16 protein-coding genes are annotated in these 15,908 nt (G+C 65.2%); 5 read left to right on the top strand and 11 right to left on the bottom strand.

All coding sequences use genetic code 11. The features are described 5' to 3' along the window. Window positions 1–15 precede the first annotated feature (15 nt). Together EJ903_RS05985 and EJ903_RS05980 are read left to right on the top strand one after the other, a co-directional pair. Complete coding sequence (locus EJ903_RS05985) at window positions 16–1,365, top strand: hypothetical protein (protein ID WP_246015236.1); 1,350 nt, start codon at window positions 16–18, stop codon at window positions 1,363–1,365. Between the two features lie 131 nt (window positions 1,366–1,496). Beyond that, entirely contained in the window at window positions 1,497–2,021 is a 525-nt protein-coding gene (locus EJ903_RS05980) for an arsenate reductase ArsC (protein ID WP_126613107.1), read from the top strand. Between the two features lie 9 nt (window positions 2,022–2,030). Here EJ903_RS05980 and EJ903_RS05975 read toward each other — a convergent pair whose 3' ends face one another. Together EJ903_RS05975 and EJ903_RS05970 are read right to left on the bottom strand one after the other, a co-directional pair. Further along, window positions 2,031–3,110 carry a TIGR01620 family protein gene (locus tag EJ903_RS05975; RefSeq protein WP_126613105.1) on the bottom strand — a complete coding sequence of 360 codons (1,080 nt, stop codon included), beginning with the start codon at window positions 3,108–3,110 and terminating at the stop codon, window positions 2,031–2,033. Continuing rightward, window positions 3,107–4,483 (bottom strand): YcjX family GTP-binding protein, encoded by a 1,377-nt coding sequence (locus tag EJ903_RS05970; RefSeq protein WP_126613103.1) that lies wholly within the window; start codon window positions 4,481–4,483, stop codon window positions 3,107–3,109. The genes EJ903_RS05975 and EJ903_RS05970 overlap by 4 nt, the downstream gene beginning before the upstream one ends. A gap of 266 nt (window positions 4,484–4,749) precedes the next feature. Here EJ903_RS05970 and EJ903_RS05965 point away from each other — a divergent pair, with 266 nt between their 5' ends. Both EJ903_RS05965 and cueR read left to right on the top strand, forming a co-directional pair. Continuing rightward, on the top strand, window positions 4,750–7,209 hold the full coding sequence (locus tag EJ903_RS05965; RefSeq protein WP_126613101.1) for a heavy metal translocating P-type ATPase: 2,460 nt from the start codon (window positions 4,750–4,752) through the stop codon (window positions 7,207–7,209). Continuing rightward, window positions 7,209–7,649, top strand: coding sequence for a Cu(I)-responsive transcriptional regulator (cueR, locus tag EJ903_RS05960; protein WP_126613099.1), 441 nt, complete (start codon window positions 7,209–7,211; stop codon window positions 7,647–7,649). The genes EJ903_RS05965 and cueR overlap by 1 nt, the downstream gene beginning before the upstream one ends. A 16-nt stretch (window positions 7,650–7,665) precedes the next feature. On the opposite strand, the gene EJ903_RS05955 is transcribed toward cueR, so the two are convergent. The 4 genes from EJ903_RS05955 to rimO all read right to left on the bottom strand — a co-directional run bounded on the left by EJ903_RS05955 (window position 7,666) and on the right by rimO (window position 11,036). After that, window positions 7,666–7,917: a hypothetical protein gene (locus EJ903_RS05955; RefSeq protein WP_126613097.1), complete on the bottom strand. Its 252-nt coding sequence runs from the start codon at window positions 7,915–7,917 to the stop codon at window positions 7,666–7,668. A gap of 93 nt (window positions 7,918–8,010) precedes the next feature. Further along, on the bottom strand, window positions 8,011–9,210 hold the full coding sequence (locus tag EJ903_RS05950) for an NAD(P)/FAD-dependent oxidoreductase (RefSeq protein WP_246015235.1): 1,200 nt from the start codon (window positions 9,208–9,210) through the stop codon (window positions 8,011–8,013). 119 nt (window positions 9,211–9,329) lie between these two features. After that, window positions 9,330–9,665 (bottom strand): HNH endonuclease, encoded by a 336-nt coding sequence (locus EJ903_RS05945; RefSeq protein WP_126613095.1) that lies wholly within the window; start codon window positions 9,663–9,665, stop codon window positions 9,330–9,332. Between the two features lie 30 nt (window positions 9,666–9,695). Next, on the bottom strand, window positions 9,696–11,036 hold the full coding sequence (gene rimO / locus EJ903_RS05940; RefSeq protein WP_126613093.1) for a 30S ribosomal protein S12 methylthiotransferase RimO: 1,341 nt from the start codon (window positions 11,034–11,036) through the stop codon (window positions 9,696–9,698). A 355-nt stretch (window positions 11,037–11,391) separates the two neighbouring features. Here rimO and EJ903_RS05935 point away from each other — a divergent pair, with 355 nt between their 5' ends. Further along, on the top strand, window positions 11,392–11,814 hold the full coding sequence (locus EJ903_RS05935; protein ID WP_246015234.1) for a MarR family winged helix-turn-helix transcriptional regulator: 423 nt from the start codon (window positions 11,392–11,394) through the stop codon (window positions 11,812–11,814). Between the two features lie 126 nt (window positions 11,815–11,940). Here EJ903_RS05935 and EJ903_RS05930 read toward each other — a convergent pair whose 3' ends face one another. The 5 genes from EJ903_RS05930 to EJ903_RS05910 form a co-directional block, all read right to left on the bottom strand. Next, window positions 11,941–12,339, bottom strand: coding sequence for a ribbon-helix-helix domain-containing protein (locus tag EJ903_RS05930; RefSeq protein WP_126613091.1), 399 nt, complete (start codon window positions 12,337–12,339; stop codon window positions 11,941–11,943). Window positions 12,340–12,444: 105 nt separating this feature from the next. Further along, a complete protein-coding gene (locus EJ903_RS05925; protein WP_126613089.1) occupies window positions 12,445–13,155 on the bottom strand; it encodes a Crp/Fnr family transcriptional regulator in 711 nt (236 codons plus the stop codon). A 114-nt stretch (window positions 13,156–13,269) separates the two neighbouring features. Continuing rightward, window positions 13,270–14,016 carry a TfuA-like protein gene (locus tag EJ903_RS05920; protein WP_126613087.1) on the bottom strand — a complete coding sequence of 249 codons (747 nt, stop codon included), beginning with the start codon at window positions 14,014–14,016 and terminating at the stop codon, window positions 13,270–13,272. Further along, a complete protein-coding gene (locus EJ903_RS05915) occupies window positions 14,013–15,284 on the bottom strand; it encodes a YcaO-like family protein (protein WP_126613085.1) in 1,272 nt (423 codons plus the stop codon). The genes EJ903_RS05920 and EJ903_RS05915 overlap by 4 nt, the downstream gene beginning before the upstream one ends. A gap of 140 nt (window positions 15,285–15,424) precedes the next feature. After that, window positions 15,425–15,625, bottom strand: coding sequence for a hypothetical protein (locus EJ903_RS05910; RefSeq protein WP_126613083.1), 201 nt, complete (start codon window positions 15,623–15,625; stop codon window positions 15,425–15,427). Between the last annotated feature and the right edge of the window lie 283 nt (window positions 15,626–15,908).

Genomic DNA, 15,908 nt, shown 5'->3' with positions numbered 1-15,908 from the left:
CGAATCCACACTGTCATGGCTTCAGCCTTTGCCCGTCTGCCTCTGTGTTTGGGGCGTTGTCTGGTCGCCGTTGCCCTTCTGGTTCTGACGGCGACCGGTGGCGCGTGGGCGCAGGAATCCGGCCCGGCCAACCGGATGTTCATCCAGGCGCTGCAACTCATCAAGCAGGCGGACAACAGCCTGGATGTGGCGGAAGAGGCTCGGCTGCTGAAAGAGGCGGACAAGCTGTTCGCCGACATCGTCGCCAAATACCCGGACAGCGCGCTGGCGGTGCAGCTCGTCACCAATCAGTTTGTCGGCGATTTCGATTTTTACGATTTCCGCGCCCGCATCCGCGCCATGGTCTGCAACGAGCCGCTGACCAGCCTGTGTTTCCTGCACCGGATCGGCGAAATGCTGCCACCGGTGGAAACGCCGATTTCCGCCGCCCGTTGGGATTGGCTGTCGCTGGCCGTCGCCTACCACCAGATCGGCGATTCCGGGCGGGCCAAGGAGATCGTCGCTCCGTTTGTCAGCGCGGTGCGCCGGGGCGGCGTGACCGACAGCGCCGGGCAGGATCTGTTCGTGGCCCGCGCGCTGACCCTGATGGGGCAAACCCAACTGGCGTTGGACATCACCCGGCAGATCGCCGATTGCTCCACCCGCCTCTACAATCTGGCCGACATCGCCAAGGCCGCCGCCTGGCGCGGCGATCTGGGCCTGACCAACGCCCTGGCGGAAGAGGCCAAGAGCTACGCCACCGGGCATGGCTGCGCCTGGGAATTGGGGCTGGTCGCGCAAACCCTGCTGCGCGCCGGGAAGGAGGCGCAGGCCCGCACCCTGTTTCTGAACGCGGTCGAAACCCAGTTTTCCAAATTCAAGGACACGCGCGGCGACTGCTGCCCGCCCGAATTGGCGGTGGCGGCGGCGGAAATGGGGGACGTCACCCTGGCGCTGTCGCTGCTGCGCACGGTGCAGGATGAAAACCCCTGGACCATCCCCACCGTGTTGGGCCGTCTGGCCCGGCGGGGAGAGGGCGGCCCGGCCCTGTCCTACGCCGAGCAGGTGGCCGACATCGACACGCGCGGCGAGGCCTACGCCGAGTTGATCGAAGCGGCGCTGAAACGCGGCGACAGCACGACGGCAACCGAACTGATGAAGCGGTTGGGCAAGCTGACCGACGACGCGGGCGGACGCCGCCCCGGTCTGCTGGCGCAAAAGGCCAAGGCGGAAAAGATCCTGTACGGCGATGACCGGTGGCGGCGCAGCTTCCAGGCGGCGGTCGGGGCGGCGGAAAAATCCAGCAACTTCGTGCGCCGCGACATCGGCGCGCCGCTGCTGGCCGCGCTGGTCCGCATCGAAACCGGCTATCCGATGCTGGATTGAGGCCAAGCGGCGCGGTGACGGCCACGCGCGGCGACTGACACAAAAGCTTGATTTGAGCCGGGACGGCCGGGCGCGGCAGGATGCGGCCGCCCGCCTGTGCCTTGCGGCGGGCCTGATCCTGGGGATGGGCCATGACCGACAAAATCTACAACGTCCTGTTCGTCTGCACCCACAATTCGGCGCGCAGCATCATGGCGGAATGCCTGATGCGCCGCTGGGGGGCCGGGCGCTTCATCGCCCATTCGGCGGGCAGCAACCCGGCGGGACAGATCAACCCGCACACGCTGGCCACGCTCGAAGCGTTCAACTACAAGACCGACGGCCTGCGCTCCAAAAGCTGGGAGGAGTTCGCGATGCCCGGCTCCCCGCCGCTGGATTTCGTCTTCACCGTCTGCGACAAGGCAGCGGGCGAAACCTGCCCGGCCTTCATCGGCGCGCCGCTGACCGCCCATTGGGGGGTTGAGGATCCGTCCACCGCCGAGGGGTCGGAGGAGAAGATCCGCCGTGCCTTCCGCCGCGCCTATGTCGAGCTGGAAAGCCGCATCAAGATCTTCTCCAGCCTGCGGGTGGAGGCGTTGGACAAGCTGACCCTGCAAAGCTCCCTGCACATGATCGGGACCGTGCGCAACCCGCAGGGCGAAACCGCCAGCGCCTGAACCGGCGCGTCACAGCAGCTGTTGGGGCAGGGTCAGAACCTCCTTGCGGATGCGGGTCAGGCTGGGGCGGTTGCCGGGGCCGAAGGCGATGGGTCGGCACAGATGCATCGCCGTCAGCCCGACGCGCGCCGTCAGCAGCCCGTTGATGACACCCTGCCCCATCCGGGTCGAAATGGCGGCGGCGATGGTCCCGCCCAGCGCCTCCACCGCCAGATGATGGGCGCTTTCCGTCAAACCGGCGACGGCAAGGTTGGCCAGCATCCGCCGCAGCAGCCGCACCGATCCGATGTAGCCGGGCTGCGCGCCGTACAGGGCGGCGATCTCGCGGACCAGTTTCAGGTTCCGCCACAGCACCACGGTCAGATCCAGCAGCGCCGACGGGCTGAGAGCCGTCGTCACCGCCGTGTCGCGCGCGGCCAGCAACACCCGCTGGTGCGCCATCCGGTCGATGGGGGTCAGCAACTCGTGATCCAGCAGGCGCACGATCTCGCCGTCGTCGTGGGCGTCGGTGACGTGATCGCGCAGGCGGGTCAACGCCCCCTGCAATTCGGGGCGCGGGGCGTAGAGCGCCGTCAGCGCCCCGGCAAAGGACCCGGCGGATCCGTGCCGTTGGCCGAGGGTCAGCCGTTCCGCCTCCCGCCGCAGGGATTCGATGGCGCGCAGGCGGCGCAGGGCGCGCCATTCCCCCACCAGCAACCCGACCAACGCCAGCCCGGCCCCCGTCAGCAGCAGCGCGACCAGAAGGCCCAGCGCCGCGCTGGCGGCGAAGGCGCGCGCCAGGGTGTCGGCGGTGTCCAACCCGACGCCCACCACCAACAGCCCGGCCATCGCGCCCACCAGCCACCGCAGCGCCCGGCGCTGCGGCGGGGGCGTCGGCGGCGCGGGGTGGATCGGGTCATCCGCGACGGTGTCCGTTTCGCTTGCGGCGGGGACGAGCGCGCCCGCCGACAGCAGCGCCTGTTCCTCCGCCACCGCCAGCGGCTGGGCGGCCTCGGCGGCGAACTCCATGGGGGGAATCCAGGCGGCGGCGGGGGCCGCAACGGTGGTGGCCGGGGCGCTGGGGGCGGAATCGTGGGCCGGGTCGGTCATTCCAGATAATCCCCCAGCAGGAATTGCAGCGCCTGATCGAGCCGGATGTGCGGCAGGCCGCGCGGGTCGCGCCCCAGATCGGCGGGCGGGCGGAAGGGCAGAAAATTGTAAGGATGCTCGCGGCCGGGCGGGAAGGCGTCGGCGTTGTCCGGGATTTCGCCGGGAAACAGCACGGTCGGGCGGTCGCGCCCCACCGGAGTCCCGCGCACGCAGCGCAGTTGCCGCCCCTCATGCTCGGTGGTCACGCTTTCGGTGCATTTCACGGCGGCGATCGCCATGGTTTCCACCGCCGCGCCGTCAAAACGGATGGCCGAGCGGGCGTTGCCGACCAATTGGTCGAGCAAACCGCGCAAATGGGCGTGCTGGTGGGCGGCGATGTGGTCGGCCTTGGTCGCGGCGAACAGCACGCGGTCGATCTTGCTGCCGAACAGCCAATCGAACCAGCCCGAGGCCCCATGACGGAACGGCTCCAGGCTCAGTTCCAGGGCGCGTTTCATGTCGGCCATGCCGTACGGCCCGGCGTTCAGCGCGCCCAGCACGTCGATCAAGACGATCTGGCGGTCGAGCCGGGCGAAATGATCGGTGAAGAACCGGCGGACGACGTTGGTCTTGTAGGCCTCGTACCGGTTCTCCATCAGCTCCCACAGGCTGCCGCGCCCGCCGAGGCCGCCGGACAGCGGGCAGAAGGTCAACAGCGGCGCGTCCTTCATGTCGCCGGGTTCGACGAAGCGTCCCGGCTGGATCAGGCTCAACAGCGTGTCGGCCCGGCGGCAGGCGTGCAGATAGTCGGTGTAGAGGGCCGCCCCCTGCCGCGCCGCCGTTTCCTCCGCCGGGGCGGTCGGGTCGATGTCGGCCAGCCAGTGACGCCACAGGGCCGACAGCCCGTCGCGCGGAGCCTGCTGGGCGAGATCCAGCGTCAGGCCGCTCCATTCGGCAAAGCTCAGGCGCAGCAGCGGCAGATCGAGCAGCCATTCGCCGGGATAATCGACGATGTCGAGGTTGAGCGTGGCCACCGGCTGCACCGTGCGCAGCAGGGCCGAACCGGGTTGGTAGCGGATCGACACGCGCAACTGCCCGATGCCCTTGGTGGTGTCGGGCCAACGCGGTTCCGGTCCCGCCAGGGCGGCCAGATGGCCTTCCACGTCAAAGCGCGGCACGTCGGGATCGGGCTGTGGCCGCAGGCGGGACGCCTGGAACCGCCCGCTGGACACCACGTCCAGGAAGGGCAGCCGCCCGGCCTTCAACAGATTGTCCACCAGGGCGGTGACGAACACGGTCTTGCCCGCCCGGCGCAGGCCGGTCACGCCAAGACGGACGTTGGTTTCCAGAAGGGTGCCGACGTCGAACACGCCGGTCAGGTCAGGGAAGCGCACGAAAACCGCCCAATCGCCGGAACAGGGAATCCCCCCTATATGGGGATGGTTTCCAACAATCCCAGAGGGTGCCCGGCTCCGGCAATGCCCGTGATCGGCGGCGCGCCCGCTCCAGCGCTCCCCCGTCGGAAAGCCGGTCCGCCAGCGGCATTTTTCCCCCTTGACCTTCCAATCGCTGGAAGCACGATGCTCCGGTGCGCGGCCCCCCCTGCGGCAAACCCGATGCGACGAACGGGCGGGGGGTGAACACGGAAGGATGACCGGCCATGACCAGCGCCACCACAGCGACCCCACCCTCACCAGCCCTCGCGCCCGCCCCTGCTGCGGTGATCGACATCGGCGTGTCGGGCATGACCTGCGCCTCTTGCGCCCGGCGGGTGGAAAAGGCGCTGGCGCGCCTGCCCGACGTGACGGAGGCCGCCGTCAATCTGGCGACGGAGCGGGCACGGGTGGTGTTTTCCGGTGCGGGCGACGCCCGGGCGGTGGCCGATGCCATCGAAAAGGCCGGGTTCCAGGCGGAACGGCGGGACATTGCCCTGACCATTGGCGGCATGACCTGTGCCTCCTGCGCTGGTCGGGTGGAAAAGGCGCTGGCGCGCGTGCCGGGCGTGGAGCAGGCCAACGTCAATCTGGCGAGCGAACGCGCGCAGATCGTCGTGTTCGGCAGCGCCACCGGCGCCGACCGGCTGATCGCGGCGGTGGAGCGCGCCGGATTCACCGCCACGCCGATGGACGATGCGGGCGGGACCGGTTCGGACGACCCGCGCGCCGCCCACGCCCGGCGGGAGGCGTTCCACGCGCTGGCCGCCGCCGGGTTGGCGGCCCCGTTGGCCTTGGGCATGGTCGGCGACCTGTTCGGGGCCGACTGGATGCTGCCCGGTTGGGCGCAACTGGCGCTGGCCAGCGTGGTTCAGTTCGGGCTTGGCGCGCGTTTCTACCGGGCGGGGTGGAAGGCCCTGCGCGCTGGGGCGGGCAACATGGACCTGTTGGTGGCGCTTGGGACCTCGGCCGCGTGGGGCCTGAGCCTGTACGCCCTGCTCACCGCCCATCCCGGCCACAGCCCGCATCTGTATTTTGAAAGCTCCGCCGTGCTGATCGCCTTTGTGCTGCTGGGCAAGGCGTTGGAATCGCGGGCCAAGGGACGGACGGTGGCGGCGATCCGCGCCTTGATGGATCTGCGCCCGGCCACCGCCCGGCTGTGGCGCGACGGCAGCGAACGCGAGGTTCCGGTGGAGCGGGTGCGGGTGGGCGACCGCGTCCGCGTTCGTCCGGGGGAGCGGATTCCGCTGGACGGCACGGTGGTGGAGGGCAGTGGCGGCGTGGACGAGTCCATGCTGACCGGCGAAAGCCTGCCGGTGGACAAGGAGCCGGGCGCACGCGTCACCGGCGGATCGCTCAATCGCGACGGCGCGTTGACGGTGGAGGTCACGGCGGTGGGGGGCGACACCACGCTGGCCCGCATCGTTCGGCTGGTGGACAGCGCCCAGGCGTCGAAGGCCCCGATTCAACGATTGGTCGACCGGGTCAGCGCGGTGTTCGTTCCGGCGGTCCTGGCGGTGGCCGGGGCGACGCTCGTCGCCTGGTGGCTGGCGACCGGCGACGCGGAACAGGCCATCGTCACCGCTGTGTCGGTGCTGGTGATCGCCTGCCCCTGCGCGCTGGGGTTGGCCACACCCACCGCCCTGATGGTGGGGATGGGGGCGGCGGCCCGTCAGGGGGTGCTCATCAAGGATGCCGAGGCGTTGGAGCGGGCGCACGCCGTCACCCTGGTGGCGTTTGACAAAACCGGGACCCTGACCGAAGGCACGCCGCGCGTGACCGATCTGGTTCCGGCGGCGGGAGGGAATGCGGCGGATCTGCTGCGGCGGGCCGCCGCCTTGCAGGCGACCAGCGAGCACCCGTTGGGCCAGGCGGTGCGCGAGGCCGCCGCCCAGGCCATTCCACTGGAACCGGTGACCGACTTCCGCGCGCTGGCCGGGCGCGGGGTGACGGGGGTGGTGGCCGGGCGCGCCCTGCTGTTGGGCAACGCCCGCGCGGTGGCGGAGTGGGGTGGCGCTGACGACGCCCTGGGGCCACGGGCCGCCGCCCTGGAAAGCGCCGGGCGGACGGTCTCCTGGCTGGTGGAGCGGGATGGGGCCGATGGACCCGCGACAGTGCTGGGCCTGATCGCCTTCGGGGACACGGTGAAGCCGACCGCCGCCGCCGCCATCGCCGCGCTGCGTGGACAGGGAGTGGCGGCGGTGATGGTGACGGGCGACGGTTGGGGAGCCGCGCGCGCTGTGGCCGCCACCCTGGGGATCGAGCGCGTGTTCGCCGAGGTTCTGCCGGGCGACAAGGCCGCCGTCATCGCCACGCTGAAGGGGGAAGGTGCGCGCGTCGCCATGGTGGGCGATGGCATCAACGACGCCCCTGCCCTGGCGGCGGCGGATGTCGGCATCGCCATGGCGACCGGCAGCGACGTGGCGATGCACAGCGCCGGGGTGACGCTGATGCGCGGGGATCCGCGTCTGGTCGCCGGGGCCATCGACATCGCCCGGCGGACCCACGGCAAAATCCGCCAAGGGCTGTTCTGGGCCTTCGCCTACAATCTGGTCGGCATTCCGCTGGCGGCCTCGGGCCATCTCAGCCCGGTGTTGGCGGGGGCGGCGATGGCGCTCAGCTCGGTCAGCGTCATGGTGAACGCGCTCAGTCTGCGCGGCTGGACCCTGCCAAAGGAGGGGGCGTGATGGACAAGACTGGAAACGAGGGCGCGGGAAACGGAGGGGCCGCAACTGGGGGCGTGACCATCGGTGACGCCGCCAAGGCGTCGGGCGTCAACGCCAAGCTGATCCGCTATTACGAATCCATCGGCCTGATCCCGCAGGCCGGGCGCACCGCCTCCGGCTATCGGCTTTACAGCCCGGCGGAGGTCCATGTCCTGCGCTTTGTCCGGCGCGCCCGTGGGCTGTGGTTCAGCATCGAGCAAATCCAGACCCTGGTCGGGCTGTGGCGCGACCGGGACCGCTCCAGCGCCGAGGTGAAGCGGGTGGCGCAGGCCCATATGGATGAGTTGGAAGCGAAAATCGCCGAACTGACGGCGATGCGCGACAGCCTGCGCCGTCTGGCCGAAGCCTGCCACGGCGACGACCGCCCGGATTGCCCGATCCTGCACGATCTGGCCGGATAGGGTGGCGGTCGGTTCGTCAGCGTTCCTGAACGGTTTCGACCTCCGACAGGTCGGACAGGCGGCGGGCCAGCCGGTCGGTGCAACGGATGTCGAGGATGCCGAACCCGGCGTTGGGGGCGATGGAGTGCAGATCGCCCGCCATGCCGTTTTCGCTGGCGAAGCGCTTCACCCGCTCGACCATGGCGTCGCGTTCGGGCCGTCCCGGGCGCAGGCCCGGCAGCGGGCGGGTGAAATGCAGCGTGAAGCGCTTGAACATCGCGGGGGCCAAGTGCGGGGCGTCCTCTGGTGATCCGATCCGCTCAAATCATGGGCCGGACGCCCCGCTGTCAACCCTCGTCAACCCTGGTGGACTTCCGGCCGGTCAGATCACGCAGGTTTCCAGCAGCGGACGGTTGTCGAGCAGGCGCTGATAGCCGAACAGCGACAGATCCAGGCTGCGGTAGCCGCCATGGATGATGTGTTCGGCCAGCCCCCGGCCGACGCCCGGGGCCTGTTGCAGGCCGTGGCCGCTGAAGCCGTTGCAGAACAGCAGGTTGGCGACCTCCGGGTGCGGGCCGAGGATCGCGTTCTGATCGACGTCGTTGTATTCGTAGAAGCCCGCCCAGGAGGCCGTCACCTTGATCGCCTCGAAGGCCGGGACGCGGGTGGCGAGCGCGGGCCACATCATGTCGTCGAACAGGTCGTGTTCGACGGTCAGATCGTCGGTGTCCGGGTCGCGGTCGGCGGGCGGCGGCGCGCCGCAGATGAACTGCGCGCCTTCCGGCCGGAACCAGACGCCCGACGGGTCGATGACCAGCGGGCAGGCGGGCAGCGGTTCCCGGCAGTCGAAGACGAAGACGCAGCGCTTGCGCGCCGACACCGGCAGCGGGATCCCGGCGAATTCCGCCACGCGGCGGGCCTTGGGACCGGCGGCGTTGACCACGGTCCCGCAGCCCAGCCGGTCGCCGTTGTCCAGGCGGACGCCGGTGATGCGGTCGCCGTCCCGGTCCAGCCCGACGACATCGGCGGTGATGAAGGTGACGCCCAGCGCCCTGGCCTTGCGGCGGAAGGCCTGCATCAGGCTGTAACCGTCAAACCAGCCCTCGCCGCTCAAACCCAGCGACCCGGCGACCAACCCATCGACCGACATCCAGGGGAAGCGCGCGGTCAGTTCCTCGGGCGTCAGCAGGGCGACATCGACGTCGCAGGCTTTTTGAATCGCGTGGTTCTGGCGCAGGATGTCGGCCCCGGCCTCCGTCGCCAGATAGAGATAGCCCGGCTCGCGCAGACCCAGATCGACCGGGTCGTCGTCCACGGCCAGATGCTCGGTGATGGTGCGCAGAAACTCGATGCCGTATTGCGAAATGGCGATGTTGGCCGGGGTGGAGAATTGCTGACGGATCGAGCTGGCCGACAGCGCCGACGAGGCGGTGCGGTAGGTCGGGTCACGCTCCACCACCGCCACGGTTCCGCCGAAGGCCGGGTCGGACGCCAAATAATAGGCCACCGAACATCCCATCACGCCACCACCGACGATCACCACGTCGAACCGACCGCTCATCATGCCTCCTGCTGGCTGCATCGGGGTGGCCTTGTCCGGTCCCGCCCCTGATTGCTCTGGGGGAAGTATGCACGGAACGTCGGCTTGGAAAATATGAGAAAATTATAGAATTTAATCTGGTATAACGAATAAATTATAACTTACTTTTCTTGCGATATGGCTCGCGCCACGGCGATCCATTCCAGCCCCTCGTCGGCGTCGCGCAGGGCGCGCAACGGCGGCCAGACGCCCAGGCGGCTGGTGCGGCGGTCCTGGAAGAACCGGTCAAGCTCATCGATGGTGGGCAGGCGGTCGCCCTTGCGCTGGTTGCAGCGGCGGTGCGCCAACACCACGTTGGCCGGGTCGTCGATCCCGCCATAGGCCTGGGGGATCAGATGGTCGAAGGTGGCCTTGGCTCCGACCATCTCCCCGCAATAAAAGCAACGCCCGCCTTGCAGGACGTCCATCAGTCTGGCGTCGTCCGGCGAGACGGGCATCGCAAGCGCTCCGAAAAAGCGGTGGGGGCGTCAGATCACCCGTTCGACGCTGCCCCACAGGTCATATTCATCGGCGTGTTCGATGGTGACATCGACCAGATCGCCGGGCTTCAGCGTGGTTTCGCCGTTCAGGAAGACGTTGCCGTCGATTTCCGGGGCTTCGGCGTAGGAGCGGCCAATCGCCCCATCCTCGTCCACCTCGTCGATCAGCACGCCCAGCGTCCAACCCACCTTCTGCTGAAGCCGTTCGGCGCTGATGGCCTTCTGGGTCTCCATGAAGCGTTCCCAACGCTCCTGCTTGACCTCTTCCGGCACGGCCCCCGGCAGCTCGTTCGCCTTGGCCCCGTCCACCGCCTCATACTTGAAGCAGCCGACGCGGTCGAGTTGGGCTTCCTTCAGCCAATCCAGCATGAATTGGAAATCCTCCTCCGTCTCGCCGGGGAAGCCGGTGATGAAGGTGGAGCGCAGGGCCAGATGGGGGCAGTCCTCCCGCCATTTGCGGATGCGGTCGAGCTGCTTTTCCTGCGAGGCCGGTCGGCGCATCGCCTTCAGGACGGTGGGCGAGGCGTGCTGGAACGGAATGTCGAGGTAGGGCAGGATCTTGCCCTCCGCCATCAGCGGAATGACCTCGTCCACATGCGGATAGGGGTAGACGTAATGCAGGCGCACCCACAGGTCCAGATTGGCCAGCTCGGTGCACAGATCGAGGAAGCGGGTGCGGACCGTCCGGTCGTACCACATCTCTTCCTTGAATTTTGTGTCGATGCCATAGGCGCTGGTGTCCTGCGAGATCACCAGCAACTCCTTGACCCCGGCCACGGCCAGCTTTTCCGCCTCGCGCAGAACCGACGTGATCGGGCGGCTGACCAGATCGCCACGGATGGACGGGATGATGCAGAAGGTGCAGCGGTTGTTGCAGCCTTCGGAAATCTTCAGATAGGCGTAGTGGCGCGGGGTCAGCCGCAGCCCTTCGGGCGGAACCAGATCGGTGAAGGGATCATGCTTGGGCGGCAGGGCCGCGTGCACCGCGCTGACCACCTGTTCATACTGGTGCGGGCCGGTGACGGCGAGCACGTCCGGGTGGGTCTGGCGGATGACGTCAGGCTCCACGCCCAGGCAACCGGTGACGATGACCTTGCCGTTTTCCTTGATCGCCTCGCCAATCGCGTCGAGCGATTCCTGCTTGGCGCTGTCCAGGAACCCGCAGGTGTTGACGAGCACGACATCGGCCCCGTCGTAGGACGGCGAAATCTCGTACCCTTCGGCGCGGAGACGGGTGAGGATGCGCTCGGAATCCACGAGCGCTTTCGGGCAGCCAAGGCTGACGATGCCGACCTTCGGGGCGGACTTGGAAACGGATGATGCGGTCATCTCGCGCGTATACAGGCGAACGCGGGAGGACGCCAGCCAAATCGCCATGCGTTTTTGTCGGTGCCGATCCCGAGCGCCGGGCTCGGGCATCCGCTCGCGATGGGCGGGCTTTGGGTGCGACAATATGCAACCATCGGATGATGACAAGAACAGTTTTGTTTTCGACGTGGTCCCACTAAAGTGCGGACCGTCGATGGAGGGTGTGGTCCCGGTCCTTTGGGACTGACGCACGCCACATCGTATAGTGTCTCGACTTTGCAGAGCGATGATGATGAGTGTGGTGGAATTGCGCAGACCCGCAAGCGACCGTTTGGCCCCGTCAGACTCTCCGCGTGCGTCAGGTGCGCCGGTTGCCATGGCGTCACCCCAAGCCATTGCCGAAACGGTGATGCACATCGCCCACCTTGCGGACAGCCTGGGTTACACCCATGGGCTGAAGCCGTCACAATGGACGGCGCTTCGGTATTTTGCTGGAGCGGCCAGCCAGCAGCGCACGGTATCCGCCTTTGCCGACTTTCACGCAACCACGCGTGGGGCGGCGTCGCAAATGGTGGAAGTGCTTGTGAACAAAGAACTGTTGGTCCGCGTTCCGGTGCCGGAAGACCGTCGGGTCATGCAGCTTCACCCCACGGAAAAGGCGCGTGATCTTCTGCGCTTTGATCCACTTCAAGAGTTTTCCAGCGTGATTTCAACGCTTTCTGTTGCTGACCAGACCCGCTTGGGGGAAACCCTGTCCGATCTGCTGAGTGGCCTTTTGACCAAACGTCAGGGAAACTGAACGCACCGACCAAAACAATTCAGCGATGCGGCGGTCAAAATGATCGCGGACGCTGATGACGGGGATTGTCTGTGTGTCAGAGTCCCCGTTGCACGTTCGTGCGGGTGCGATCGCAACGAACGAAAGTCAAACGTCGTAGTGAGAAGCCCTTCGGTCAAAGGGCGTGTCGGCAAATGGAGTGCTGGCAAACGGATCCCCTTGACCATGACCAGCCCGGTTGTGCCCACGTTCGGTCGCTGCTTGCCGATAATAGCCGACGACAAAAACACGCAGCGCATTGGCCAAGGAAACACTGCCTTGACCGCCAACACGGCGTGATTGCTGCTCCATCCGATCCTGAACATCGGCGCACAACTCATCGACGCTCAAATCTTCACGGTGACATATCTCATCTAGCCCTTCCCAATAGGAAGGTTCCAACCGCACATGGATGATGCGACCATCCACCGACAACGTACGGGACACCAAAGACGCAACGTCCTTTGGTTGTTTTCTGTGCTGTTCTACACCATCTTTGCCTGACATGACCGTTTGTCCTCTTCCTGACCGCTGGCTCGCCCCCCGACGGTAAAACTATAGCCCGATTGAACGAGATTTGGGGAACAAAACTGCAAGCAGGTGACGGTTGGGTCAGGGGACTCGTTCCGCGTCTCCGGCCATATCCTTCAGCAGCGAAAGATTATTGATGACAATGAAGCCTTTAGCGTAGGTCACGATCCCGGATTTGCGCAGGGCACCTAAGCTTTTGTTCACCATTTCACGGGTCACGCCCAGCATGTTGGCCAAAGCTTCCTGGGACATGGGTTGTGTGATTCGCACCCCCAAAGGGCTTTCCTGGCCATAACTGTCCGCCAGATGAAGAAGTCGACGGGCCAAACGCCGAGGCACATCATGAAACACAGCGTCTTCGATGTTTTCAGACACCCACCGTAATCGCTCGCACAGCACAATCATCATGCGTGTGCACAGACGTGGGTGACGTTCAAGAAATGGGATGAAATCGTTGCGATCAATCCGATACAGCTCGGTTGGGCCAATCGCAACGGCGCTTGCGGTGCGCTCGCGCCCATCAAGCAATCCAATCTCTCCCAGAACATCACCACTGTTCAGGATGTTCAGCAGCATTGTCTTGCCGTCAGCCGACGATGTGCGGATTGCGATCTGTCCTTTGAGCACCGCGTAAAGACAGTCTCCCGAATCGCCCTTTTCGAAAATCATCTGGTCATGAGAAAAGCGACCAACATAGCCAAGGGTCAGCAACTCAGCCATTTGAATCGCGTCAAGCTCTTCGAGCAGACGGTTGCGCCGCAAAATTAACGCGACGTCCGTTGATGTGTTCATGCACCACTCCAACCTGGGGCTTTGACCCTTGCCTCACGCAAAACGCTCTCAAACTTTGTGGCGTGCTGCAAGGGTTGAAAACAACCAAGCCAGATCATTCCCCCCAGATTGATCTCACATGGTGCACGAGGCAGCAACATCCTGCATGGCTCGATCCCAAAGGGAGGTGCGTTCGAAATGAAAACGCGCCAGCGGTGCAGCGTCTGCACGCCCCAAGCTGCGGCGCATCGTTGCCAGCATCAAGCGTGCGTCCTCCCGCTTTTGATCGAAGCGACCGATTGACAGCCAACTCTTGAAAACAGCCAGTTCATCGGCAGGCAGGCCGATATCTGTGGCAAGCCGAAGCACACGGCCATAACCACGCTCGCGGTAGGGCAGCTCCTTTGCAATGGATTCCAGCTTCAAGCTCGTCAATTGGCTTAAGACATCGGCGGCCACTGCGTCCGCCAAAGTGCGGCGGATGTTGACCATTGCTTCCGACAGGCTGGGATAGCCCAGTTCAGCAGGGCCATGGACCACCGCCACCTCGTCGTCGTCCTCCAGTCGCCCATCCCGATACGCTTCGAAAATTGCGCCGACCCCGATCATGCCAAATGGATGGAGTTCCGCAGCCCTCAACGCCCCCATGCTGGAGGCACCAAAAACCGGTATCCCGGATTGGATCGCGAAGAGGATCTCTTTGTGCCAGACCGACGGGATGTTTTCAAAATAACCATCAATGATTCCGATGGCTTTCGGCCGATCAGCGCACACACGGATCACATCTCCCTGAGCCACCGGAGGCAGGAACGTTGCATCCAACTCCCGTTCGGCCTGTTCACGGGGGAGAGTCGGGCCAAGGAAAACATAGATATCGCTCATGCTACCTTATCCTCAACCAGAGAATGCGCGCGCTGACCACGCTCTCCCAAAAGATAATCCGGTGATTCGTCCAAAGATTCCAGTCCAGGGATCACAACGCGAACGACCGGGATGCCAAACTCCGGCTTGGTCAGATCGACCGCAACCACCTCATCAACACCGATCATGCGCAAACGCTCCAACTGGTGCGCCAAATCCGCATCAATGGTTGTGGCGGTGTGAGTTGGACAGTCGGTAAAGGGCTTATTCCCACTCCCCGACACAATCCGGTCCTGCCAGCGGCGGTACTGACTCATGTCAAGGTGACGGTCATATTCCGCGCGCGGCATGTCGTCGCGCGCACCGGCAATAAAGGTCAGACGGCTTTGGGCAGCCTCGGTCAATGCACGCGACAGAGCGATGTCACGCGCCGTGTGGCAGCCCATCCCCGATGCCGGGCGAATGGCGTGCTGTGGGCTGTCCTCGCGCTCCGTAATTCGGCAAAGGAAGGCTGGCAGTCCGACATCACTGCTGATGTCCCAAACACCAACACCAACACCAGCGGCATCGAACCGGTCGATCAGCGACTGGCAGACCGGATCGTTGATCGTCGCAAGATCAATCCGGGTGGCGCTTTGCCGAGCTTCACCCGTTTGACGCCACAGGGTGGCGGCATCCCGCTCGATCAATTCAGTGATGGCGTGGCTGGTGGCCTCCACCAGATGATTGCCAGACGCCAAACCATTGGAACTGGTTAGAAAACTGCCATGGCCGGGAGCCATCGGCGTGGTGAGATTGAGATGCACGGTTTCGAACGGCACCCATTTCGGACCACCGCTCAGCAGATCCGTGCCCTCAATCCATAGAATTGGGCTGTGCGGGCTGTAAGTGCTGGTGGACAAACGTGGCAGCCGATCCACATCAACCACCGGATGGGTCCAGCGCAACTCTTCAAAGCTCGCGAACTTCAGTGGAAGCGTGATGCGTTCCGCGTGATAGCTTTCTATTGATTCCATCACACCGGACGCCTTGGCAGCGGCCAACGTCACCCCTTTTCCCTGTGACACGGAAATGGAGCGGGAGTTGGGCCGCGTCACCATGACCACCGGAATGCCCACTGTATCCAGGCCGGTGACGTTGGCGATCCGCGTGATGCCCATGATCGGCAGAAAGGGCCGAACCCGGGCCAAAGTCTGCTCCGGTGCAACAATGCGATGCGTGCCCATCGTGTGGGCCTTCACCGCATCCGTCGCCGTCGCTGCGAAATTGGGAAGAAAATCGAAAGGCATCGCCGCTCGCTGTCGAAGGAGGGTGCCAGGAAGGCTGCCGGTCCAGGTTGTCTTTGCGCGTCAAGACAGGATGTCGAGAGGGCATCCGGACTTTATGGGCGCGACGACGCCTGGACAGCGGTCAAGCGCAGCGTTCCAGATCAAAGACCTGAGGTGATGACCATGCGGCCCGATTCCAGGTCGGCCGTGTCAAAGGACGCACGTTCGCCCGCACGCATCACGGAACGCGCGCTTGCGGTTTGATTTTCCACAACCTCAGAAACGCCATTGGCGGTAATGGAATAAAGGCGACCGTCAGCGCCACGAATGGTGGAGCGATTGGAAACGGAGAGGGTGGTCATTCGTGTTCATCCTTGTCCAGAGCAATGACCAGGAAAGCTTCGCATCTGAAGCAATCGATATCTGTGAGGTTTTTCACAGTCTATGCGATCTGAACCGGGATTGGAGTTGCCCTGAAAATGTGGAGAACGGAACATACAGCCCGTCTCTTAGAACGGCTCTCGACCCAGTTGAATCGGGTATTTTCTGAGGGATTCCCTGAGGTGATGTGGTGGACGGCCCTTTCACCGGGGAATGGTGTCAAGCTGAGGTCGTTGAAGAAACCACCTTGCAGGAGCGGCTGAT

Origin of the sequence: Azospirillum griseum, assembly GCF_003966125.1 — a bacterium.
GTDB classification, from domain to species: domain Bacteria; phylum Pseudomonadota; class Alphaproteobacteria; order Azospirillales; family Azospirillaceae; genus Azospirillum; species Azospirillum griseum.
Note: the sequence above shows the minus strand (reverse complement) of the source record. Positions and strands in the feature narration are given on the sequence as shown.